Origin of the sequence: Streptomyces sp. 4F14 (genome assembly GCF_048159485.1) — a bacterium.
Taxonomy (GTDB): domain Bacteria; phylum Actinomycetota; class Actinomycetes; order Streptomycetales; family Streptomycetaceae; genus Streptomyces.
This window is the reverse complement of the sequence record NZ_JBLRVY010000012.1, coordinates 96279-119543: the sequence shown is the minus strand read 5'-3', so window position 1 is coordinate 119543 and position 23265 is coordinate 96279. Positions and strand designations below refer to the sequence as shown.

The 23265-nt window shown below is 73.3% G+C and carries 18 protein-coding genes; 12 read left to right on the top strand and 6 right to left on the bottom strand.

The features are described 5' to 3' along the window. Window positions 1-103: 103 nt before the first annotated feature. Together ACLZOT_RS22215 and ACLZOT_RS22210 are read right to left on the bottom strand one after the other, a co-directional pair. A complete protein-coding gene (locus tag ACLZOT_RS22215) occupies window positions 104-2320 on the bottom strand; it encodes an NADP-dependent isocitrate dehydrogenase (RefSeq protein WP_416970749.1) in 2217 nt (738 codons plus the stop codon). A 141-nt stretch (window positions 2321-2461) separates the two neighbouring features. Next, complete coding sequence (locus tag ACLZOT_RS22210) at window positions 2462-3526, bottom strand: mechanosensitive ion channel family protein (protein WP_416970877.1); 1065 nt, start codon at window positions 3524-3526, stop codon at window positions 2462-2464. A 355-nt stretch (window positions 3527-3881) separates the two neighbouring features. On the opposite strand from ACLZOT_RS22210, the gene ACLZOT_RS22205 reads away from it, so the two are divergent. Together ACLZOT_RS22205 and ACLZOT_RS22200 are read left to right on the top strand one after the other, a co-directional pair. Further along, a complete protein-coding gene (locus ACLZOT_RS22205; protein WP_416970748.1) occupies window positions 3882-7646 on the top strand; it encodes a hypothetical protein in 3765 nt (1254 codons plus the stop codon). Then, window positions 7636-7995: a hypothetical protein gene (locus ACLZOT_RS22200; RefSeq protein ID WP_416970747.1), complete on the top strand. Its 360-nt coding sequence runs from the start codon at window positions 7636-7638 to the stop codon at window positions 7993-7995. Before ACLZOT_RS22205 ends, ACLZOT_RS22200 begins: the two co-directional genes overlap by 11 nt. A gap of 36 nt (window positions 7996-8031) precedes the next feature. Here ACLZOT_RS22200 and ACLZOT_RS22195 read toward each other — a convergent pair whose 3' ends face one another. Next, the gene (locus tag ACLZOT_RS22195) at window positions 8032-8982 is read right to left on the bottom strand and encodes a lysylphosphatidylglycerol synthase transmembrane domain-containing protein (protein WP_416970746.1); all 951 of its coding nucleotides are present in this window, start codon (window positions 8980-8982) and stop codon (window positions 8032-8034) included. A 123-nt stretch (window positions 8983-9105) separates the two neighbouring features. Between ACLZOT_RS22195 and ACLZOT_RS22190 the strand changes: the two genes are divergently transcribed. Beyond that, complete coding sequence (locus tag ACLZOT_RS22190) at window positions 9106-11004, top strand: ABC transporter ATP-binding protein (RefSeq protein ID WP_416970876.1); 1899 nt, start codon at window positions 9106-9108, stop codon at window positions 11002-11004. Window positions 11005-11008: 4 nt separating this feature from the next. On the opposite strand, the gene ACLZOT_RS22185 is transcribed toward ACLZOT_RS22190, so the two are convergent. Further along, window positions 11009-12412 carry an aminotransferase class V-fold PLP-dependent enzyme gene (locus ACLZOT_RS22185; protein WP_416970745.1) on the bottom strand — a complete coding sequence of 468 codons (1404 nt, stop codon included), beginning with the start codon at window positions 12410-12412 and terminating at the stop codon, window positions 11009-11011. Window positions 12413-12706: 294 nt separating this feature from the next. Here ACLZOT_RS22185 and ACLZOT_RS22180 point away from each other — a divergent pair, with 294 nt between their 5' ends. The 3 genes from ACLZOT_RS22180 to ACLZOT_RS22170 are packed head-to-tail and all read left to right on the top strand — an operon-like array spanning window position 12707 to window position 15147. Then, window positions 12707-13537: an acyl-ACP desaturase gene (locus ACLZOT_RS22180; protein WP_416970744.1), complete on the top strand. Its 831-nt coding sequence runs from the start codon at window positions 12707-12709 to the stop codon at window positions 13535-13537. Continuing rightward, window positions 13534-14016, top strand: a complete 483-nt coding sequence (locus ACLZOT_RS22175; protein ID WP_416970743.1) for a GNAT family N-acetyltransferase — start codon at window positions 13534-13536, stop codon at window positions 14014-14016. The genes ACLZOT_RS22180 and ACLZOT_RS22175 overlap by 4 nt, the downstream gene beginning before the upstream one ends. A gap of 30 nt (window positions 14017-14046) precedes the next feature. Further along, window positions 14047-15147, top strand: a complete 1101-nt coding sequence (locus tag ACLZOT_RS22170) for an SGNH/GDSL hydrolase family protein (RefSeq protein WP_416970742.1) — start codon at window positions 14047-14049, stop codon at window positions 15145-15147. 357 nt (window positions 15148-15504) lie between these two features. Here the strand turns inward: ACLZOT_RS22170 and ACLZOT_RS22165 are convergent, their stop codons facing one another. After that, window positions 15505-16170 carry a ScbR family autoregulator-binding transcription factor gene (locus ACLZOT_RS22165; RefSeq protein ID WP_416970741.1) on the bottom strand — a complete coding sequence of 222 codons (666 nt, stop codon included), beginning with the start codon at window positions 16168-16170 and terminating at the stop codon, window positions 15505-15507. Between the two features lie 106 nt (window positions 16171-16276). On the opposite strand from ACLZOT_RS22165, the gene ACLZOT_RS22160 reads away from it, so the two are divergent. From ACLZOT_RS22160 to ACLZOT_RS22140, 5 genes are all read left to right on the top strand, one after another. Next, on the top strand, window positions 16277-17209 hold the full coding sequence (locus ACLZOT_RS22160; protein WP_416970740.1) for a ScbA/BarX family gamma-butyrolactone biosynthesis protein: 933 nt from the start codon (window positions 16277-16279) through the stop codon (window positions 17207-17209). A 49-nt stretch (window positions 17210-17258) separates the two neighbouring features. Further along, window positions 17259-17606: a GNAT family N-acetyltransferase gene (locus ACLZOT_RS22155; protein WP_416970739.1), complete on the top strand. Its 348-nt coding sequence runs from the start codon at window positions 17259-17261 to the stop codon at window positions 17604-17606. Between the two features lie 32 nt (window positions 17607-17638). Beyond that, window positions 17639-18268 (top strand): aspartate/glutamate racemase family protein, encoded by a 630-nt coding sequence (locus ACLZOT_RS22150; protein ID WP_416970738.1) that lies wholly within the window; start codon window positions 17639-17641, stop codon window positions 18266-18268. 123 nt (window positions 18269-18391) lie between these two features. Beyond that, window positions 18392-19843 carry an FAD-binding protein gene (locus tag ACLZOT_RS22145; protein WP_416970737.1) on the top strand — a complete coding sequence of 484 codons (1452 nt, stop codon included), beginning with the start codon at window positions 18392-18394 and terminating at the stop codon, window positions 19841-19843. Between the two features lie 118 nt (window positions 19844-19961). Beyond that, window positions 19962-21155, top strand: coding sequence for a transglycosylase family protein (locus tag ACLZOT_RS22140; RefSeq protein ID WP_416970736.1), 1194 nt, complete (start codon window positions 19962-19964; stop codon window positions 21153-21155). Here the strand turns inward: ACLZOT_RS22140 and ACLZOT_RS22135 are convergent. After that, window positions 21145-22269 (bottom strand): DMT family transporter, encoded by a 1125-nt coding sequence (locus ACLZOT_RS22135; protein WP_416970735.1) that lies wholly within the window; start codon window positions 22267-22269, stop codon window positions 21145-21147. The genes ACLZOT_RS22140 and ACLZOT_RS22135 overlap by 11 nt on opposite strands. 227 nt (window positions 22270-22496) lie before the next feature. Between ACLZOT_RS22135 and ACLZOT_RS22130 the strand changes: the two genes are divergently transcribed. Continuing rightward, window positions 22497-23255 carry a (2Fe-2S)-binding protein gene (locus ACLZOT_RS22130; RefSeq protein ID WP_416970734.1) on the top strand — a complete coding sequence of 253 codons (759 nt, stop codon included), beginning with the start codon at window positions 22497-22499 and terminating at the stop codon, window positions 23253-23255. Window positions 23256-23265: the final 10 nt, after the last annotated feature.

The following is a 23265-nucleotide window of genomic DNA, read 5'->3' as shown; positions in this document are numbered from 1 at the left end:
GCAGGCCGCATCGGAGGCCGAACCAGTGGCCGAACCGACAAAGAGCCCGCCCCGGCCGGAAACCTCCCGGCCGGGGCGGACCCCTACGTCACCTGCACGATCCCTACAGCGCGGCCAGCGCCGCGTTCCACGTCGCCGACGGCCGCATGACCGCCGCCGCCTTCGCCGGGTCGGGCTGGTAGTAGCCGCCGATGTCGGCGGAGGAGCCCTGGACGGCGTTCAGCTCGCCGACGATGGTCTCCTCGTTCGCCGCGAGGGACTCCGCGAAGGACGCGAACGCCTTCGCGAGGTCCGCGTCCTCGGTCTGCGCGGCCAGCTCCTGCGCCCAGTACAGGGAGAGGAAGAAGTGGCTGCCGCGGTTGTCGATGCCGCCGACGCGCCGGGTCGGGGACTTGTCCTCGTTGAGGAAGGTCGCCGTGGCGCGGTCGAGGGTGTCGGCGAGGACCTTGGCCTTCGTGTTGCCCGTGGCCTCGGCGTACTGCTCCAGGGACGGCACCAGCGCGAAGAACTCACCGAGGGAGTCCCAGCGCAGGTAGTTCTCCTTGACGAGCTGCTGGACGTGCTTGGGCGCGGAGCCGCCGGCGCCCGTCTCGAAGAGGCCGCCGCCCGCCATCAGCGGGACGACCGACAGCATCTTGGCGCTGGTGCCCAGCTCCAGGATGGGGAAGAGGTCGGTCAGGTAGTCGCGCAGCACGTTGCCGGTGACGGAGATGGTGTTCTCGCCCCGGCGGATCCGCTCGATGGACAGCTTCGTGGCGTCGACCGGCGCGAGGATGCGGATGTCCAGGCCCTCGGTGTCGTGCTCCGGCAGGTACGCCTTGACCTTCTCGATGATCACGGCGTCGTGGCCGCGCGTCTCGTCGAGCCAGAAGACGGCCGGGTCACCGGTGGCCCGCGCGCGGGTGACGGCGAGCTTCACCCAGTCACGGATCGGCGCGTCCTTGGTCTGGCAGGCGCGGAAGATGTCGCCCTCGGCGACCTCCTGCTCAAGGACGACGTTCCCGGCCTGGTCGACCAGGCGGACCGTGCCGGCGGCCTTGATCTCGAAGGTCTTGTCGTGGGAGCCGTACTCCTCGGCCTTCTGCGCCATGAGGCCGACGTTCGGGACGGAGCCCATGGTCGACGGGTCGTAGGCGCCGTTGGCGCGGCAGTCCTCGATGACGGCCTGGTAGACGCCCGCGTACGACGAGTCGGGCAGCACGGCGAGGGTGTCGGCCTCCTGGCCGTCCGGGCCCCACATGTGGCCGGAGGTGCGGATCATCGCCGGCATCGAGGCGTCGACGATGACGTCGGACGGCACGTGCAGGTTGGTGATGCCCTTGTCGGAGTCGACCATCGCGAGCGCCGGGCCCTCGGCCAGCTCGGCGTCGAAGGACGCCTTGATCGCGGCGCCGTCGGCGAGCGCGTCGAGGCCCTTGAGGATGCCGCCCAGACCGTCGTTCGGGGAGAGGCCGGCGGCGGCCAGCGCGGCGCCGTACTGGGCGAACGTCTTCGGGAAGAACGCGCGGACCACGTGGCCGAAGACGATCGGGTCGGAGACCTTCATCATCGTCGCCTTGAGGTGCACGGAGAACAGCACGTCCTCGGCCTTGGCGCGGGCGATCTGCGCGGTGAGGAACTCGCGCAGCGCGGCCACGTGCAGCACGGACGCGTCCACGACCTCGCCCGCGAGGACCGGTACGGACTCGCGCAGCACGGTCGTCGTGCCGTCGGCGGCGGCCAGCTCGATCTTCAGCGTGCCGGCCTCGGAGATCACGACGGACTTCTCGGTGGAGCGGAAGTCGTTCACACCCATCGTCGCGACGTTCGTCTTGGACTCGGGGGTCCAGGCGCCCATGCGGTGCGGGTGGGTCTTCGCGTAGTTCTTGACCGACGCGGGGGCGCGGCGGTCGGAGTTGCCCTCGCGCAGGACCGGGTTCACGGCGGAGCCCTTGACCTTGTCGTAGCGGGCCTGGATCTCCCGCTCCTCGTCGGTCTTCGGGTCGTCCGGGTAGTCCGGCAGCGCGTAGCCCTGGCCCTGGAGCTCGGCGATCGCGGCCTTCAGCTGCGGGATGGACGCCGAGATGTTCGGCAGCTTGATGATGTTCGCGGCCGGCGTCTTGGCCAGCTCGCCCAGCTCGGCGAGGGCGTCCGGGATCCGCTGGTCCTCGGTGAGGTGCTCAGGGAACACGGCGATGATGCGCCCGGCCAGCGAGATGTCCCGGGTCTCCACGGAGACGCCCGCCTGGCCGGCGTACGCCTCGACCACCGGCAGGAACGAATACGTCGCCAGGGCCGGGGCCTCGTCAGTGTGGGTGTAGATGATGGTCGAGTCAGTCACCGGGTGCTCCGCTCCACGTCTGCAACATTGCTCGACATCAAGATATCTCGTGACGCGGACGCGCTCGACAGGGGTCCACACCGCTCCGGCCGCCGGCCGGTTTCCACCAGGGGCACCCGGCCGGCGAGCGCCCCTCGGGGACTAGGAGGCCGCCTCCCGCTGCTGGGGTATCACCAGCGACCCCGGCTGCAACGACACGTTCCGTGCCGGCGCCGGGATCCTGATGCCCTCCGCCCGGTACCGCTTGTGCAGCCGCTTGATGAACTCGTGCTTGATCCGGTACTGGTCGCTGAACTCCCCGACGCCGAGGATCACGGTGAAGCCGATGCGGTTGTCGCCGAAGGTGTGGAAGCGGACCGCGGGCTCGTGGTCCGGCACCGCGCCGGTGATCTCCGTCATCACCTCGGCGATGACCTCCATGGTGACCTTCTCGACCTGGTCCAGGTCGCTGTCGTACGCCACCCCGACCTGGACGAGGATCGTCAGCTGCTGCTCGGGGCGCATGAAGTTGGTCATGTTGGCCTTGGCGAGCTGCCCGTTGGGGATGACGATGAGGTTGTTGGACAGGGCGCGGACGGTCGTCTGACGCCAGTTGATGTCCTCGACGTACCCTTCCTCGCCGCTGCTCAGCTTGATGTAGTCGCCGGGCTGGACGGTCTTCGAGGCGAGGATGTGGATGCCGGCGAACAGGTTCGCCAGGGTGTCCTGGAGGGCCAGCGCGACGGCGAGACCGCCCACGCCGAGGGCGGTGAGCATCGGCGCTATGGAGATGCCGAGGGACTGGAGCATCACGAGGAAGCCGATCGCGAGGATCAGCACCCGCGTGATGTTCACGAAGATCGTCGCGGACCCGGCGACGCCCGGCCGGGACTGCGTGATCGTCTGCATGAACCCCGCGACGACCCGCGCCACCGACACGGTCACCACGAAGATCAGGACGACGGTGAACGCCTGGTTCGCGGTGCGGTGCCACACCTTCGCCAGCGGCAGCACGGCCGCCCCCGAGGCGATGCCCCCGGCGATGGCCGCCCACGGCACGACGCCGCGCAGCGCGGACACGAACACGTCGTCGCCGGCCCACTTCGTGCGCTTGGCGTGCTTGCCCAGCCACAGCAGCAACGAGCGGGACACGAACGCCACCAGCAGCCCGGACCCCACCGCGATTCCGGCCAACACCGCGTCGTGGACGGTGAGTTCACGGGTCAGCACCGGTCACCTCCCGCCAACTCGCCCATAAGAGGCCGGATGTGAAATGTCGTCACCTGGTCACCTGCTCGATTCCGGGATGTGCTGACACGCCCGCGAGCGGAGCGTGATCATCCATCCTGCCGTATCCGCGAAAGAGCTTTCGCACGCCCTTTCGATGTGTCAGGATCTGCGCGTTCAACGGGGGAAGAGGGCGGCCGTCCACTCCCGACCACTGTGACGGCCCTGCCTGATTCAAGGAAATTCTTCACGCGCCACGTGGCGCCGTCATGCCCGCCGTCGGCTGTCCGACGGCCCGTCAGGACGTCACGTGTGCCCGCTTCCTCCCGGTACGTACGACGTGAGAGGGAGCCACATGCTCAGACACCGACGGTTAGGACGAGCAATCGCGGGAACGGCGCTCACCACCGCCGTCTCCCTGCTGACCGGCCTGGCGTACGCCCTGCCCGCACAGGCGGCCGACCCGCTGCCGGACAACGGCGCCGGAGCCCGCATCACCTTCGGCCAGGGCGCCCGCGCCGACCGCTGTGAGGTCGGCCACGCCCTCCACATCGGGGGCGCCGCCGTCAAGGCCGCCGCCGCGAAGGCCCTGAACGGCACCGACGCCGACCTCGCCGCCGCCTTGTTCCGCAAGGACAACATCTACCCGAGCCCCCTCGACGACGCCCTGCGCACCGACCGGGCGAGCGCGGTCGCCTACGTCCAGGGCGCCGACACCCGCAAGAAGGGCTGGGAGGCCCTCAACCGGCCGTACGCGATGAGCGCGACCGGCTCCACCGGGATGTCGCTGTTCGCGCCCGAGTTCGACGCCGGGATCAGGGCGTTCACGCTGGGCCCGCAGGAGGCGCTGTACGACACGTTCGGGCAGGACGGGCGCAGCGCGCCGAGCGCCGCCTCCCTGGACGCGGCCCGTAAACTCGCCGCCGCGCTGAAGGGCAAGAGCCCGGCGGGCGACGACCAGTTGGCCGACTTCACGCTCCACCCGAGCAACGTCGAGGGCCCCTTCAACCCGACCACCTCCAGTGACGTCGCCCGTTACCTGCGCCAGGGCGGCTTCCCGGTGCAGGCGCCGGCCGCCGGCTCGCCCGAGTACCGCACCGAGGTCGAGACCCTCAAGGTCTCCTGGTCCGCCTGCGACAGCTGGAACCCCCAGGACCCGCGCCGCGTCCTCGCCCCGGTGACCGCCGACGCGTACGCCGAGTGGGAGCAGGAGTACACGGCCCAGGCCAAGCCGCGCGCCGACATCATGGCCGCCGAGACGGCCGCCGCCGCGCAGGCGCAGAAGGCCACCGACGCGATGATCGAGTCGATCGGCCAGGCGTGGCTGGCGGACCAGATCCTCACCTGGCAGAAGTTCTGGGCCGGCAAGCCCGCGAACGACCCGAACCGCCCCGCGAAGGCCCTGTTCACGCAGGCCGGCACCGACCTCACCAAGGCCCGCGACAAGGCCGCCGCCCAGGTCACCCTGGCCAACGCCGCCGTCACGGCCGCCAAGACCGCCGCCGACAAGGCGTCCGCCGCGCAGACCAGCGCGTACGCCATCGCCGACACCGCGAAGACGCCGCGCGGCCGGGGCCTGCTCTACGCCCAGCAGTCCGCGCAGGTCGTGAAGGCGTCGTACGCCGCGACCCAGGCCGCCGCGAAGGCCACGCTGACCGCGCTGAACGCGGCGAAGGCGACCGTCGCCGACAGCAAGGCGCAGCTCGCGCTGTCGCAGACGCAGGCGCACGCCATCAACACCGAGTTCCGGCGGGCCGCCGCCGAGGAGGCGGCGGCTCAGGCGAAGGCCGCCGCCGACGCGGCCGACGCGCAGGCCAAGGAGGCCGCCGCCAACGCGGCCAAGGCCAAGACGGCGCAGACCACCGCCGAGGCCGCCGAGAAGACCGCCCAGTCGGGGGCGGCGACCGCGAAGGCCGCCCGCGCGACCGCCGAGTCCGCGTCCGCGACGGCCCAGGCCGAGCACGCCAACGCGACGCGCGAGCGCGGCAAGGCACAGGCCGCCGAGGCACGCGCCCAGCAGGACGCGGCGACCGCGGCGACCGCACGCTCCGCCGCCGACGCCTCGGGCGCCACCGCCGAGGACGGGTACACGACCGCGATCGAGGCCCAGCAGCGGGCGTACGAGGCCAAGAACCGGGCCAAGGACGCCCAGCGCGACAAGCAGGCCGCGCTGTCCCGGGCCGCCGCGATGGAGGCCGCCGCAGCCGCCGCCGAGGGTACGGCCGCCGCGCAGGAGACACGGGCCGCGGCCACCGAGGCGCGGGCCGCCGCGAACACCGCGACCTCCGCCGCCGCGAGCGCCCAGCAGGAGGCCGCCACGGCGACCACGGCGGCCGTCGCCGCGCGCGCCGCGTCCGTCCGGGCCGACGCCGCCGCCTACCGGGCGGAGTCCGCCGCCGCGACCGCGCAGGCCGCCGCGCGGACCACCCACGCGGCAGCGGTCACCGCGCACGCCGCGGCCGCCACGGCGATCGAGGCGTCCAAGGCGGCGCAGAGGAACGCCGAGAACGCGGAGGCAGAGGCCAAGAAGGCCGCCGCGGCCGCCGTCAAGGCGCGCACCGAGGCGACCGCCGCCCGCTCCGAGGCCGACAGGACGGCGTCCTGGGCGGCCGTCACCGCCGGGTACGCGTACGCCGCCGCCGAACACGCCACCGCCGCCCGCGACTCGGCGGCCGAGGTGATCAAACCGGCCAACGAGGCGATCAACATCGGCACCGCGTACAAGGAGACCGACTCCTCCGCCGCGTACGCCGTCCTGATCGGCCAGACCTCGCTGACGCTCGCCGAGCAGCAGGCCGCCGCCGCGAAGGCCAAGTCCGACGACGCCGCGAAGGCCGCCGCCACCGCGAAGGCCCTCGCCGACAAGGCCGCAGCCGACGCGAAGGCGGCGGCCAAGGCAGCGGCGGCAGCGGCAGCCGACGCCGCCCGCGCCGCAGCGGCCGTCACCGCCGCCCGGGCCTCCGCGGCGGCCGCCGCCAAGTCCGCCGAGGCCGCGAAGAAGGCCGACGCGAACGCCCAGGCGTACGACGCCCAGGCCGGCTCCGACGCCTCCGCCGCCCAGTCCGCCGCGTACACCGCGCGCTCCGAGGCGAACGCCGCCGACGGCGAGGCCACCGAGGCCGAGCGGAACGCGGCCGGGGCGCGGGAGGCCGCCGCTGCCGCCGAGAGCGACGCGGCGAGCGCGCGGGCCACCGCGACCGAGGCCGAGAGCGACGCCACCGGCGCCGAGGCCGCCGCCAAGGACGCGCAGGGCTCCGCCAAGGACGCCGACGCCGCCGCCGACGCGGCCGAGGAGGAGTACCGCAAGCGGATCGAGGCGGACCGCGCGTCCACCGCGACCGGCGGCCCCGACACCGGGCCCGGCCTGAACGCGAGCGACGAGGCGCTGCTGCTCAAGGAGTGCGGGCAGTCCTGCGTGGACGACTACCGCGCCGCGAAGGCCCTCGCCTCGATGGACGTCATCGACTGGGTCAAGCAGAACGGCGCGGACATCCTCCTGGAGTTCATCGGCGAGAAGGACCTCAAGCGCTGCCTGGGCTCCGGCGACGTCGAGAGCTGCCTGTGGACCATCGTCAACGGCCTCGGCCTGGTCTTCGCCGTCGGCAAGCTCCCGGCGCTCGGCAAGGCGATCGTCAAGGTCAGCAGCGGCATCGCGAAGTTCCTGGACGACGTCGTCCAGGCCAAGCACACCCTCGACCGGCTGCGGAAGCTGCTGGAGACCCTGAAGAAGGGGCAGACGGTCGCGCAGTGCCTGCTGACCCTCGCGGACGCCACCGTGGGGTTCACCGCGAAGGCGGCGGCTGCTCCGGCCAAGTTCTGCATGAAGTCGGCGATCAACAAGGACAAGCGGCTGACGGACCTCGCCGAGCTGTCGACCAAGAACCAGCAGGTCCAGGCCGAGATGAACGACATGTTCAGGAAACTGATGGAGGGCAACCTGAACCCCGGCAAGCACACCAAGGGGCTTCCGGGCGCGGGGGGCGTCCAGTACGCCCGCGGCCAGAAGGGCGCGCGGCTGTTCTTCCGGGTGAAGGACGACACGATCGAGATCGTCGGCAAGTCCGACAAGAAGTACGAGACCAAGGTCATCGACAGGCTCAAGGAGCTGTATGGAAATTGAGGTCGACGAGCCGTTCTGGACCGTCCGGCGGCCCGCGCTCACCTTCAGGTTCACGCTGGGCGTGGGTGAGGAGCCCGAGACGCTCACGGACGGGGACGTGCTCATCGAAGGGCCCGGCGGCAAGCGTTGGTTCGCGGTTCTCCAGACGATGGACCTGATCCGCGAGATCATGGACCGCGAACGCGCCGCCGGCGATTCCCTGGGCGGCGCCTACTTCTGGACGAAGGGCCTCGTCATCGTCCGGGAACCGGGCATGGAGGGCATGATCAGGGCCGTCGAGGACCTGTACGACCACTACGGCGACCTCGACGACATCCTGCCCGTGATCACCCCCGACGAGGACGAGTGACCCGGCGCCCGCCCCCACCCCGGGGGCGGGCGCCCCTCATATCACCTTGAACCGCACCAGCGCCCCCAGCGTCACCGCCCCCGGCACCAACGGCACCCACACCGTGATCACCCGGTACGTCAGCACGACCGCCGTCGTCAGCGCCGGCGGCCCCCCCGCCGCCACCAGCGCGATCACCAGCGCCGCCTCCACCGACCCGATGCCGCCCGGCGTGGGCACCATCGCGACGGCCACGGTCGCCGCGAGATACGCGAGCGCCATGTGCAGAGCCGGCACCGGCAGCCCGAGCGCCCGCCCCACGGCGACGAGCCCGGCGGCCTGGAGCAGCGGGAAGGCCAGCGAACCGCCCCACAGCGCCAGCGCCCGCCCGGGACACGTGTGCACGGACCGCGCCTCGGTGAGAGCGGCCCGCAGGAACGTCACGACGGACGCGCGCAGCCGCCGTACGAAGGACAGCGCGACCCCGGTGACGGCCAGGCCGGCGGTGACGGCCGCGAGGAGCGGGCCCGCGTCCGTGTCGGGGAGGAGGGCGCCCAGGCGCAGGGCGCCGGGGAAGGCGAACAACAGGGCGGCCAGCAGGGCGACGCGGGCGACGCTCTCCGCGAGGAGGTACAGCGCGAGGGCAGCCGAGGAGCGGGCCGGCGGCACCCCGCACACGGTCATGAACCGGAGGTTGACCGCGCCCGCGCCGAGGCCGGTCGGCAGCAGGTGGTTGGCGGCGCCGGCCGCGAACTGGGTCGCCAGCAGCCGCAGCCGGGGCAGGCGCTCTGACACCGCGCCCTGCCGGGTGACGGCGGCGGCGACCCAGGTCAGACAGGTCGCCCCGGCGGCGGCGAGCAGCCAGGGCCACTCGGCGTCGTGGAGGTGCCCGAACCCCTCGGCGAGGACGTCACGGTGGCGGACCGCGACGACGGCGACGAGGACGACGGGGACCAGACAGAGGAGTTGGCGCAGGGGAAGGCGCCCGGGTGCGATGGGGACGGTCACGTCGGCAGAGCGTTTCCACCCCGGCACAACAGCGGGTTGCGGACGCGCGGACACCGCATGACGAACGCCCGGCACGCCCTTGACCTCAAGATTGGTCGAGGTCCTACGGTCGTCCCCATGAGCATGGAGATCACCGCCTGGGCGCAGTTGCAGAGCGCCATGTCGGCCCAGGCACAGTCCAAGAACCGCCCCTTCGACCGGGCCACCCTGCGCCGCATCGGCGCCTTCGCCCGCCCGCACCGCAAGAGGATCGCGCTCTTCGTCGTGCTCGGGATGGTGACCGCGCTCCTCGCGGTCGCCGGACCCGTCCTCGCCGGCCGCGTCGTCGACACGATCGTGTCGCACGGCGACCCCGCCACCGTCGTCCGCCTCGCCCTGCTCATCGCCGCCATCGCGATCCTCGAAGCGGCCCTCGGCATCCTAGGCCGGCGGCTCTCGGCGACGCTCGGGGAGGGACTCATCCTGGATCTGCGCACGGCCGTGTTCGATCACGTGCAGCGCATGCCGGTCGCGTTCTTCACCCGGACCCGTACGGGAGCGCTGGTCTCCCGGCTCAACAACGACGTGATCGGCGCCCAGCGCGCCTTCAGCAACACCCTCTCCGGCGTCGTCAGCAACCTCGTCACCCTCCTGCTCACACTCGCCGTCATGCTCACCCTGTCCTGGCAGGTCACACTCCTCGCGCTGGCCCTGCTGCCGGTGTTCGTGATCCCCGCCCGCCGGATGGGCGCGAAGATGGCCGGAATGCAGCGCGAGGCCGCGACCCTCAACGCCGCGATGGGCACCCGCATGACCGAGCGCTTCTCCGCGCCCGGCGCGACCCTCGTCAAACTCTTCGGCCGCCCCGAGGAGGAGTCCGCCCAGTTCGCCGAACGAGCGTCCCGCGTCCGCGACATCGGCGTCCGCACGGCCACCGCCCAGTCCGTCTTCATCACCGCCCTCACCCTGGTCTCCGCCCTGGCCCTGGCCCTCGTGTACGGCCTCGGCGGGCGCCTCGCCCTCGGCGGCACCCTGGAGCCCGGCGCCGTCGTCTCCCTCGCGCTGCTCCTCACCCGCCTGTACGCGCCGCTCACCTCCCTCGCGGGGGCGCGCGTCGAGGTGATGAGCGCCCTGGTGAGCTTCGAGCGCGTCTTCGAGGTCCTGGACCTGAAACCGCTGATCGAGGAGAAACCCGACGCCGGTGACCTCCCGCCCGGCCCGCTCTCCGTGGAGTTCGACGACGTCCGCTTCGGCTACCCCGCCGCCGACCGCGTCTCCCTCGCCTCCCTGGAGGAGGTCGCGGCCCTCGACACCCGGGGCGGCACGGAGGTCCTGCACGGCCTGACGTTCCGCGCGGAACCGGGCCGGACCGTCGCCCTCGTCGGCTCCTCCGGCGCCGGGAAGTCGACGATCGCGCAGCTCCTGCCGCGCCTGTACGACGTCGACTCCGGCGCCGTACGCGTCGGCGGCGTCGACGTCCGCGACGTCACCGCGCGCTCCCTGCGCGAAACCGTCGGCATGGTCACCCAGGACGGGCACCTCTTCCACGACACCGTCCGCGCGAACCTGCTCCTCGCCGCGCCCGGCGCGAGCGACGCCGACCTGTGGGACGCCCTGCGCCGGGCCCGCCTCGACACGCTGGTCCGGGACCTGCCCGACGCCCTCGACACCGTCGTCGGCGAACGCGGCTACCGGCTCTCCGGCGGCGAACGCCAGCGCATGACCATCGCCCGCCTCCTTCTCGCCCGCCAGCGCGTCGTCATCCTCGACGAGGCCACCGCCCACCTGGACAACACCTCCGAGGCGGCCGTCCAGGAGGCCCTGGCCGAAGCCCTCGCCGACCGCACGGCCCTGGTCATCGCCCACCGCCTGTCCACCGTCCGCACGGCCGACGTGATCCTCGTCCTGGAAGCCGGCCGCATCGTCGAACAGGGCACGCACGAAGGGCTGCTGGCGGCGGACGGACGGTACGCGGAGCTGTACCGGACCCAGTTCGAGGGGCGCGAGGAGGAGAACAAGACGGAGGCGGCCGTCGTGCGATGACGCGTCAGCACCCCGCCCGGGGCCCGAACGCCCCCTCCCACGCCCCCCGCGCCACCACGTCCCCGCACACCTCCACCAGCCGCTCCACGTCCCGCGCGTCCGTCGCCACCCCCATCGACGCCCGCACCGCCCCCTGCGCCTGGACGGTGAGCCGGTGGAGGTAGGCGTCGACGTCGGCCGGGTCCCCCCGCACGAGGGCCTCCCGGACCACCTCCGGCGTCATCCCGTTGGCCTCCTCGGCGACACCGGGATTGCAGAAGCAGCCGGTGCGCAGGCTGATCCGGGCCTCGGCGGCGGCCAGCTGGAGGACGCGTTCGTCGACGGGGGAGCCGTCGGGGCGCAGCAGGTTGAAGGCGACCGTGGGACCCCGGTCCTCGGTGGACAGGGGCCCCAGGACCCGGACCGCCGGCTCCCCGCCCGGGTGACGCAGGGCCGTGAGGCCCGCCAGGAGCCGCGCCGTGAGCCGGGTGACGTGGTGGTGGACGGCGTCGTACCCGATCGCGCGATGCCAGGCGACCGCCGCCGTCACGTCGGGCAGCGCCAGGAACGGGAGGGTGCCGTCCTCGAAGCCCTCCGGCGCGGGCGCGGGGAGGTGCCAGTCCGTGTGGGAGGACGAGGCGAGGACCGTGCCGCCCGCGAACCAGGGCCGGCGCAGCCCCGCCAGGGCGTCACGGCGGGCGACCAGGCAGCCCACGCCGGCCGGGAAACCGCTGATCTTGTACCAGGACAGCGCGACGAAGTCCGCCGGGACGGCCGTCAGGTCCAGCGGACCGCTCGGCAGATACGCGGCCGCGTCCAGCAGCACCCGCCACCCCCGGCGCCGCGCCTCACCCACCCACTCCAGCGGATGCCGCACGCCCGTCGCGTTCGACTGCGCCGGGAACGCGAACAGCCCCCGCCCGCCCGCCTCCAGACACGCCGTCACCGCCGCCGACTCCGTACGGAACCCCGGCCCCAGCGGCACCACCCGCACCGGGGCGCCCGCCCGGCGCGCGTACCGGCGCATCCCCAGCACCGAGTTGTGGTCGTCCCCGAGGAACACCAGCGGCGTACGGGGCCCGAACGGGTACGCCTCGGCGACCAGCCGCACGGCCGCCGTCGCGTTCGGCGTGAAGACGACTGTGTACGCCTCGGGCCCCTCCGGCGACGCCCCGCAGAACGCGAGCACCGCCTCCCGGGCCTCCTCCACCAGCCGGGTCGAGGCGAGCGAGGCCGGGCTCGCCGTGTGCGGATTGCCGTACACCCCCGAGGCGAGCCGGGCCGCGCTGCCCCGGATCAGCGAGAGCGGGGCCAGGGCCGCGCCCGTGTAGTCGAGATAGGCGTGGGCCGACGCGTCCAGATACGGGAATTCCCTCTCCCGCAGGGCATCGACCTGACACGAACGGTCCGCCACGGAAGTGGTCGGCATCTCGGAACCTCCTCACCCCGTTCCCGAAAATTCTTCCGAGAACGGGCCGATAAAACCCACGGAAAATGATCCGACGTGATGCAAGAAAGCATGGTCCGTATTTCGCCCCCTTCCGAGTGAAACATGCGCCGGGGAACACTCCGTCCAGCGGAAACGGGCCGTCGGCGGCCACCCGCTCGTGGCAACCTGCGACGCGGGAACGATAGGGACCATTATGGGCCGCGTTCCTTCGCCACGGACAAAGACAACGGTCCGCCCAGCCACTCCCTCCGCAATTCGAACCGGGACATCGCCATGCCGATCGATCTGCGCGCGGAACTCGAACCCCGCGTCGCCCGCCGACTGGACCAGCACCTGACGGACGTACGGGACTGGATGCCGCACGACCTCGTCCCCTGGTCCCTCGCCTGGGATTTCGACAGCTCCCCCTGGCACCCCGGACAGTCCCGGCTGCCCGAGCCCGCCCGCACCGCCCTCACGGAACTCCTCGCCACCGAGGAGGACCTCCCCCGCCGGCACGCGGCCCTCGCCGCCGTCTACGGCCACCGGGGCGCCTGGGCGCGCTGGCTGCACCGCTGGACCGCCGAGGAACAGCGGCACGCCACCGCCCTGCGCGACTACCTCCTCACCAGCCGCGCCGCCGACCCGGCGGAACTGGAGCGGGCCCGGCTGCGGACCCTGTGCGAGGTCCGCGGCGAACCCGCGCCCGACCTCGCCCGCGCCCTCGCGCGGCTCGCCGTCCGCGAACAGGCCGCCGCCGTCCGCTACCGGGCCGTCACCGACGTACCCGACTGCTGCGCCGCACTCCTCGCACGCATCGCCGACGACAAGGAACTCCACGCCCGCTTCCACCGTTCCCTTCTCGACGACGCCCTCCTGATCGCCCCCTCCCGCACGGCGACCGCGATCTGCGCCGAACTCCTCGCGCCCGAGCTGTCCGACGGGTACGGCCTCGGCGTCCACCTCGACCAGGTCGTCCGGCCCCTCCTCGGACACTGGAACCTGCCCGCACTGCCGGGACTCGACGCCGACGCGCTGCGCTACCTCGACGCGGTCGACGCGCTGCTCACCACCCGGCTGCCCGCGCCCGCCGAGCCGCCCCTCACCGTCGGCGGCCGGCCGTGACCGTGACCCTCCGCACCGGGCACACCGGCGACTACGACGCCGTCCGCGCGCTGCATGTGCGCTGCTCCGTCGCCACCCGGGCGCGGCGCTACCACACCGGGACGCCGCAGCTCACCCGCGGCGCGTGGGAGCGAATGAGCGCGCCCCGGGCCGGGTGCACGCTCCTCGCGACGCCCTTCGGCCTGCCCGAGCGGGTCGTCGCCGTCGGGCACCTCCTCTACGAACGCCACCCCGACGTCGCCGAGCTGGCCGTCCTCGTCGAGGACACCTGGCAGTCCCACGGGCTCGGCGGCGTCCTCTCCCGGCGGCTGTACGGGCTCGCCCACTTCATGGGCGTGCGCACCGTCGTCGCCTACGTCGCCGCCGACAACATCCGCGCCCGCCGCATGGTCCAGGGCCTCGCCCGCCTCGCCGGCGGCCACGGGCCCGACGTCCACCTGCTCTCCGACTCCGACGTCCTCGAAACAGTCCTGTCCTGACCGACCCCTCACCGACACGGAAGGTGTCCGATGGCCTCGCTCCGGCCTGCTCGCATGCTCACGGTCTGGTACGCGCGGGTGTTCCTGCGCTCGCTCCGGCATCTGGACCCGCGGGGGGTCCACCGGGTCAACGGGGTGTACACGCCCGGGGGGACGGGGGCGGGGGCGGAGACAGGGGTGAGGGGGCGGCTGCGGCCGGGGGAGGGCGGGGCGGCGGTGGCGGCGGTGCACACGGGGAGCGCCGCCGGGCAGACCGAATCCGCCTGCGGGCAGGCGGGGTTCTCCCCCGCGTCCCTCGCGCCTGGTGGTGACGAGATCCGGCTCGTGGTCGTCGGGGACTCCACCGCGCTGGGGATCGGGGTGGGGCATGCGGGGCAGGCGCCCGGGGCCGTGCTGGGTCAGTGGCTCGCGGAGGAGACCGGGCGGGCCGTACGGGTGTGGGTGTACGGGCGGTTCGGGGCCACGACGGTCTCGCTCGCCGGGAAGGTCGAGCAGGCGGCGCGGGTGCGGCCGGATCTCGTGGTCGTGCTCACGGGGGCCAACGACAGCCTGCTGCCGGTGCCGCTCGGGCGGGCCGCGCGGGCGCTCGGGCGGCATGTGCGGCGGCTCGTGGGGGAGGGGGCGGCCGTCGTCGCGGCGGTCAGCCCGGACGCCGGGTGCGGGGACGCGCTCCCCGGGCCGCTGGGCCGGTTCCTGTCGATGCGGTGCCGCCGGCTCGGGCGGCTCCAGGCACGCCACGCGCTCAGGGCGGGCGCGCGGATCGTGTCGTTCCGCGACGACGACTTCCGTACGCACCGGTCCCGGCTGATCGCCGACGACGGCTTCCACCCCTCCGCCGCCGGGTACGAACTCCACGCGGGACGCCTGATGCACGCCATGCTGGCGTCCCTCCCGGCGCCTCAACTCCCTGCGGTCCACGCGGCCCTGTGCCGACGCCGGCTCAACTCGCTGCGGGCGGCCGCACGGTGGATCGCGCGCACCCCCAACTCCCATGCGGCACCGGCCGCTTCGAGCGGCGAGTACGAGGTGCAGGTCCTCCCGCCGAAACGCCGGCGCCTGTGGAGGACGCCCGAGGGCGGGGTTTCACGCCGGCGGGCGGAGCGGAACAGGGCGGTGCACGCGGAGAGTTGAGGACGTCGGTGTTTCGGGGTGGCCGAGGGGCGGCGGCCCGGGGTGGTCGAGTGCGCCGGTGCCCCGAGAGGCGGGCGAGACGGCAGCTCCCGGGCCGCTCCTCTTGCCCGCACTTTCGTCTCGTCCCGGGCCGTGGGCCGAACCGGCAGCGTCCCGGGGCGGTTGAGGGCGCCGGCGTCCGGGGACGGCCGGGCTCGGCGGCAGCTCCGGATCCCTCGTCCCACCCGCACCTTCGTCCTGCGCCCGCCTTCGTCTCGCCCCGGCTGCCGGCTGGACCCGGTGACTCGTGGCTCCCTCACCTCATCCCGCCTTCGTTTCACCCCGAGCCTTCGGCCGAACCGGCGGCTTCCGGCCCTCTCACCCCACCCGCACCTTCCCCTCGCCCCGAGCCTTCGGCAGGGCCGGCAGTCCCCGGGCCCGGGACAGGCAGCCCTCCGGGTCGGGGTGGGTCTGGAGGGCCGGGAGGAGCAGGCGCCACATGTCGGTGACGGCTTCCTCGACGTCGGCGCGGCGGGTGAGGGCGTCGGAGACCGTGTGGGTGCCGAAGAAGGCGCCGATGACGGTGCGGGCGGCCCTGGGGATGTCGACGGCGGGGGAGAGCTCACCGGCGGCGCGGGACTGCGCGAGGATCTCGGCGACCGTGGTGATCCAGCCCACGAACGGCGGCGGCAACTGCGTGGAGATCGCGTGCCGTTCGTTCCACAGCCGGTTGCCCGCGCGCACGACGTGGTTGTCGCGGAACTCCCGGGCGACCTCGAAGCTCAGCAGGACGAGCCGCTCCAGGGCGCTGCCGTCGCGCTCCAGGCAGTCGGCGACGACGGGCGGCCAGTGCGTGAAGTGGGCCTCGACGACACTGCGCGCGAGGTCCTCCTTGCTGCCGAAGTGGAAATAGAGCGCCCCGCTCGTGTACCCGCTGGCACGCGCCACGTCGGAAATGCTCGTGCCCGCGTATCCGTACTCCTCGAAGAGCCGCGAGGCCGCGACGAGAACGGCCTTCCTGGTCGTCTCCGCGCGTTCCTGCATCCTTCGCCTCCGGGTCCTGGGAAAGCTCATCGGCCTTTCAGGTGATCTATAGGCGGTGGCGGGAAATGTCAGCAGCGACACGGCGAATCGTTGTTCTCATGATTTTATGTCTGAAACTCTTGTCGTTCCGCCCGCCGTCGCCGCAGTCCAGCAGACCTCTCAGGCCCCGGCCTGGGACCGCACGGTCTCCCGCCATCTGGTCCACCGCCGCTCGGTGGCCGAGGTCCTGCTCACGGACGCGCTCAGAGTCTCGGACACCCGCTTCCTGGTCGCCGCGCAGTGGCCGCTGCGCCACTCCACGTTCCGCCCCGACCCGGAGGGCCGCCACGACCCGGTGTTCGCGGCGGAGACGATCCGTCAGATCGGCCTGCTGATCCCCCGTCTGTTCCTGGGCAGCCCCCCGGAGACCCGCCTCCTCATCAGGACCGTGGGCTTCGCGCTCGACCCCGGCGCCGAACCCCGCGCGGCGTTCGGCGCGAGCGACGTCCTGTGCGAGGCCCGCCTCTCCGACGTCCGCCAAGTCCCCTCCCGCCCGGGCCCGTTGTCGCTGTCGATGCGGGTCGCGTTCTCCTGCGGCGGCGTCCCCTTCGGCCATGCGGAGGGCCGGCTGCGCACCCTGACCCCGCAGCAGTACGAGGCGCTGCGCACCGGCCGCGTCCAGTGCCCGCCCCTCGCGCCCGCCGGGGAGCGGCCCGCGCCCGCCGAGGTCGGGGTGGGCGGCGAGGGCGGGGTCCTGGTGAGCCGCGCCGCCGACGGCACCGTACGCGTCGATCCCGCCGATCTGAGTCACCCCCTCTTCTTCGACCACCCCAGCGACCACGTCCCCGGCATGGTGCTGCTGGAGTCCGCGCGGCAGGCCGTGTGTCTCGCGCTCGGGCGCGGGGCCCGGCTCCTCGGCGCGGATCTGACGGCGACCGGCTTCACGGAGTGGGCGCCCGCGGCGCGCGTCGAGTGCGTGCCGGGGGAGGGGAGTTGGGGGTTCAGGGTGGTGCAGGACGGGACGGCCACCGCGTCGGGGACGCTGGCCTTCGGGCGATGATCACCGTCGACTACGCTCGGCCCGTACCCCTCACACCGGGAGCGTGCCCATGAGTGACTTCGAGATCCGCGACGACCGTACGGCGGGCCGCCTGGAGGCGCTGCACGCGGACGGCGAACTCCTCGGCCACATCGCCTACTTCACGCTGGACACGCCCGAACCGGCCCTGGTCCCGGTGCACACGGTCGTGGAGCCGGCCCATGAGGGCAAGGGCGTCGCGGGCTCCCTGGCGGGGAGGCTGTACGAGATCGCCGCCGAGGAGGGCAGGAAGGTCGCCCCTCTCTGCCCGTACGTCGTCTCCTGGGCGGCCCGCCACCCCGACCAGGCCCCGCCCGCGAGCCCCGAACTCCTGCGCGCGGCGAAGGCGTGGCTGAAGGAGCACCCCGAGGCCCGCTGAGTGGCACGAGCGGGCCCTCATAAGGTCACCGCATGCGCCTCGCCCTCCTGCACACGTCCCCCGCCCACATCCCCGTCTTCGACGCCCTGCGCGACGAGCACCACCCCGCCCTGGTCCTGCGTCACCACGTGGACGAGAGCCTCCTCGCGCGGGCCCGTGCCGAGGGGCCGGAGGCGGTCGCGCCCGCGGTGCGGGAGGCGCTGGAGCGGGCCGTCGCGGAGGGCGTGGACGCGGTGCTGTGCACGTGCTCGTCGATCGGCGGGGTCGCGGAGGCGCAGGGCGAGGGGCTCGCCGTCCCCGTCGTCAGGGTGGACCGGCCGATGGCCGCCGAGGCGGTCGCCGCCGGGGACCGGGTCGTCGTCCTCGGGACGGTCGCCAGCACGCTGGAGCCGACCGCCGCTCTGGTGGCCGAGGAGGCGGGCGGGCGTCCGGTCGCCGTACGGACGGTCCTCGTCGAGGGTGCCTGGGAGCTGTTCGAGGCCGGGGACGCCGAGGGGTACGCCCGGGCGGTCGCGGACGCGGTGGACGCGGTGACGGACGCCGACGCGATCGTGCTGGCGCAGGCGTCGATGACCCCGGCGCAGGGGCTCGCCCGGACGCCGGTCCCGGTGTTCTCCAGCCCCCGGCCGGGGCTCGCGGCGGCCGCCGAGCTGTGCACCTGACCGATGTGCTTGAGAACACAAGTACTCGGCGATCAAGATCGTCCTAATATGAGCCTCAGATCCACTTGATGCCCTTTCAGGCCGCCCTCACCATGGCCCGAAAGACCGGACGAGGCGAGGCACATGACCCCCACACCCTCCCGACGCACCCTGCTCCAGGGCCTGGCCGCGGGCTCCGCCGTGGTCGCGTTCGACCCCTTCACCCGCACCTGGGCCGCGACCGCGCACAGCACCTTCGCCGAGGTCCCGCCCCTGGACGGCACCCTCCTCACCGACCCCGCCTCCCTCGCGGCGGCGGCCGACGACTACGGCCACATCGTGCACCGCACCCCGGCCGCCGTCCTGCGCCCCGGCTCGGTCGACGACGTCGTCAAGATGATCCGCTTCTGCAACACCCACGCCCTCGACGTCGCCCCGCGCGGCCAGGGCCACGGCACCTTCGGCCAGGCCCAGGTGCCGGGCGGCGTGATCATCGAGACGACCCCGCTGAACCACATCGGCACCCCCGCGCACGGCAAGGTCACCGTCGGCGCGGGCGCCGTGTGGATCGACGTCCTGCGCGCCACCCTCGAACACGGCCTCACCCCGCCCGTGTTCACCGACTACATCGAACTCTCCGTCGGCGGCACCCTCTCCGTCGGCGGCATCGGCGGCCAGACCCACCGGCACGGCGCCCAGGTCGACAACGTCCTCGCCCTCGACGTCGTCACCGGCGCGGGCGAACTGGTCCACTGCTCCCCGACCCGCCGCGCCGACCTCTTCCACGCCGTCCTCGCGGGCCTCGGCCAGTGCGCGGTCATCGTCTCCGCGACCCTGCGCCTGGTCCCGGCGCCCACCGCCGCGACGGTCCGCCACTACCTCCTCCCCTACACCGACCTCGACACCTTCCTCGCCGACCAGCGCACCCTCACCCAGGAGCGCCGCTTCGACTACGTCGAGGGCCAGGTCACCGCCGACAAGAACGGCGCCTTCACGGCGTACGTCCTGGAGGCGGTCTCCTACGACGCCGAGGTCCCGGAAGCGGCGCTGCTCGCGGGACTGTCGTACGACCCGGCGGGCGTGCAGCGGACCACGCCGACGTACTTCGACTTCGTCAACCGGGTCGGGCCGGTCGCCGAGGAGCTGAAGAAGTCCGGGATCTGGGCGTACGCGCACCCCTGGCTGAACCTGCTGGTCCCGGGCGAGCGGACCGCCGAGGTGACCCGGGAGATCCTCGCCGGGACCACCGCCGCCGACGTCGGCGCCGGGCTGATCCTCCTCTACCCGCTCGACCGCGCCCGCCTGCACGCACCCCTGCTGCCCATGCCGGACGACCCGGTTCCGTACCTGTTCGCGATCCTCGCGGCGACCCCGCCCGCCGACACGGCCACGGTCGACCGGCTCCTCGCCGCCAACCGCGCGGCGTACGAGCGGACCGCGGCGGCCGGCGGGACGCAGTACCCGGTGGGGTCCATCCCGTTTCGGCCGCAGGACTGGCGGACCCACTTCGGGGCGGCGTGGCCGCAGCTCGTGGCCGCGAAACGCACCTACGACCCCAAGGGCGTCCTCGTGCCGGGGCAGGGCGTCTTCGGCTGAAACGCGGTGACATGAGAGGAACCGATCGGGGTAGGACAGCGGCTGATTCGCGGTCTTGTCCTGGCCGGTTCCCTCCCCTTACTTTTTCCCCTCCTGACGCCTGTACAGGGGGTTCACCATGGCCGTACGCGGCCGGCACCGCCGATACCAGCCGACCCGGATCAACCGCGCCTCGCTCACCGTCACCGCAGGTGGCGCCGGGATGGCGCTGCCCCTCATAGGCGCCGGCACCGCGCACGCCGCCGACGTCCACACCTGGGACAAGGTCGCGGCCTGCGAGTCCTCGAACAACTGGCACATCAACACCGGCAACGGCTACTACGGCGGCCTCCAGTTCACCCAGTCCACCTGGGAGGCGTACGGCGGTCTGCGGTACGCGGGGCGCGCGGATCTGGCCACCAAGGACCAGCAGATCGCGGTGGCCGAGAAGGTCCTCAAGGGCCAGGGGCCCGGCGCGTGGCCGGTGTGCTCGGTACGGGCGGGGCTCACGCGGGGCGGGGACGCGCCGGACATCGACCCGGTGCCGGTGGCGCAGAAGAAGGCGGCCCCCCAGAAGGCGGCTCCGAAGAAGGCCGCCCCGAAGGCCGAGGCGCCCGACGTCCGGCCGCAGGCCACCCCGCAGTCCCGTGCCGGGCGGACCGAGATGTACACCGTCGTCCGCGGTGACACGCTCTCCGAGATCGCGGACGAGAAGGACGTCAGAGGCGGCTGGCGGGGGCTGTACGCCGCGAACCGGAAGACCATCGGCTCCGATCCGGACCTGATCATGCCGGGGCAGCGGCTGAGCCTGGACGGGAAGAAGACGCCCCGGGCCAAGGCTCCGGCGCAGACCAAACCGCAGACCAAGCCCCAGGCCAAGGCCAAGCCCAAGGCGAGCAAGCCGAAGCCGGCGTCGAGCGGGCGCGACGGCTCCCTCGTCGCCCCGGTCAACGCCGACACCGGCACCCGCTACCACGCCACGGGGTCGTCCTGGTCGAAGGGCTACCACACGGGCGTCGACTTCCCCGTCCCCACCGGGACCTCCGTCAAGGCGGTCGGTGCGGGCGAGGTCGTCACCGCCGGGTGGGGCGGCTCCTTCGGCTACCAGGTGGTCATCCGGCACGCCGACGGCCGCTACACCCAGTACGCCCACCTCTCGGCGATCTCCGTCAGGGACGGGCAGTCGGTCGCCACGGGCCAGCGCATCGGCCGGTCCGGGTCCACGGGCAACAGCACGGGCCCGCATCTGCACTTCGAGGTGCGGACGGGGCCCGGCTTCGGCTCGGACATCGACCCGGTGGCCTACCTGCGGGCCGGGGGCGTCAGGATCTGACCTTCGTGCGGTGCCGGTCGGGCCGTCTCAGGGCCAGTGACAGGCCGTCGTAGTAGAGCCGGTACGTGCCGTCCGCGAGGTGGGCGGCATCGGCCGGCACCCACGAGGGAGGACTGTCCGGCACCTGCACGGGGGGTGCCTTCGGCAGCTCCTTCGCCTGCGCGACGGGGAGTGCCTCAGGGAGCTCCTCATGGGCCGGAGCCGACTGTGCGGGCAGCTCCGGCAGGGGGCCGGCGCCGGTGTCCCGCCCCGGCTCGGCCGTCTCCTGCGCGTGCTCGCGGGCCAGCCGCTCGGTCGTCAGCAGGATCAGCCCGCCCGCCGCGACGACGCCGCAGCCGAGCGCGAGGGCGGTGCCCGTCGCGCCGTAGCGGAACGTCTCGCCGAACATCGTGATGCCGACGGCCGCCGCGACCACCGGGTTGACGACGGTCAGCGTGGACAGGGGGGCCGCGAGGCCCGCGCCGCGGTAGGACGCCTGGGACAGGAGCATCCCGGCGGTGGCGAGGACGCCGATCAGGGCCAGCGTGGGCACGTCACCCGCGGTGACGCCGCCCGACCAGTCCACGGCGACCGTCTTCGTGAACACCGACGACATGCCGAAGGCGATACCGGAGGCCGTCGCGAGGAGCATCGCGCGCACCGCCGGGTGCCGGTGCACCGCGCGGGCGGCGACCATCAGGGCGGCCACCGCGCCGGCCGTGGCCGTCGCGACCGCGATCCGCTCGGGCGTCGACAGGGACTGCGAGTCGGCGGCGCCGACCAGCGCCAGCAGGCCCGCGAGGCCGATCGTCGCCATCAGGGCGCCCCGCCAGGCCGTCGCCCCCGCGCGCTGCTTCACGAACAGGGCCGCCATCGGCAGCGCGAACACGATCGTCAGCGCGCCCAGCGGCTGCACCAGGCTCAGCGGGCCGTACGCCAGCGCCACCACGTGCAGCACCCCGCCCAGGCCGTTCAGCGCGACCGCGCCCCACCACGCCGGGCGGCGCAGCGGAGCGTACTGCCCGCTGGAGGCGCCCGGGGAGGAGAGCGCCACCTGTTCCTGCACGATCGCGCCCGCGGCGTACGCCACGGCGGAGATCAGCGACAGGACCACGGACAACGCGAGGGCGCTCATGAGCTGCTCCTCTGCGTGAGGCGGGGGCGCGGGGCCCGGCGCGGCGAACGGTCGGCCTTCATGTCAACAACGATGCCCTGTCGATCTGTTCCTGTCGTCGTACCTGAGCACTCATTGCGTCGTACTCCCGATGGAGTACGAAAGGACCACAGTCCACCTCAGGGTGGTGGTGCCGCAGTGTCGAGCCGAGTCTCCCTCTCCGGCCGTTCTTGGTACTACTGCTTTTCGTGGACCCCGAAACCGGCCTCGACCCCGCCCTCGCCGCCCTCCGCCCGCTCGGCGGCTTCTTCGTCCTGCGCACCCTCCTACCGGGGGCAGGAGACCCACTGCCGACCCTCGCCGACGCGTACGGAAGTCCCTCGTCGGATGTTTACGGACATCCGCTGATTTTCCGTGTCCGCAAGGTCGCCGAGAGTGTCCGCGCCCCCGAGGACCGGGTCGCCGCCTCCCTCGCCCACCAGTCCCTGGCCTCCCGCCTCTGGTCCGTCGCCCTGGGCTCCGCCGCCCTGTACGGCCGCCTCCCCGACCTCGACCCCGCCCTCCTGCGCTGGGACGCGGACGCCTCCGCCCCGGACGACCTGTGGCTCACGGAGGTCCGCCCGCGCCCGGTGGACGACCTCGCCGCCCTGGTCCTCGACGCCCACCTCGAACCGCTGGCCGAGGCACTGCACGCCCGCTTCCGGGTCGCCCCCGGCCTCCTGCGCGGCAACGCCGGCTCCGCCCTCGCCGGCAGCGCACGCCAGCTCATCCTCTGGGCCCGGCAGCACGGCCGCAGCGACGTGGCCGCCGGCACGCGCGCGCTCACCGCCCGCCTCTTCACCCACCCGCTCCTCGCCGGCACCGGCACGTTCACCGGACCCCGGTTCCGGCGCAGCAGCTGCTGCCTGTACTACCGGGTGCCCGGCGGGGGCCTGTGCGGCGACTGTTGCCTCGACGCTCTTCCCCGCGCGCCCCGTCTGGGTGACCATGAGGGCACTGGCCGCTGAGAAGGGGGCT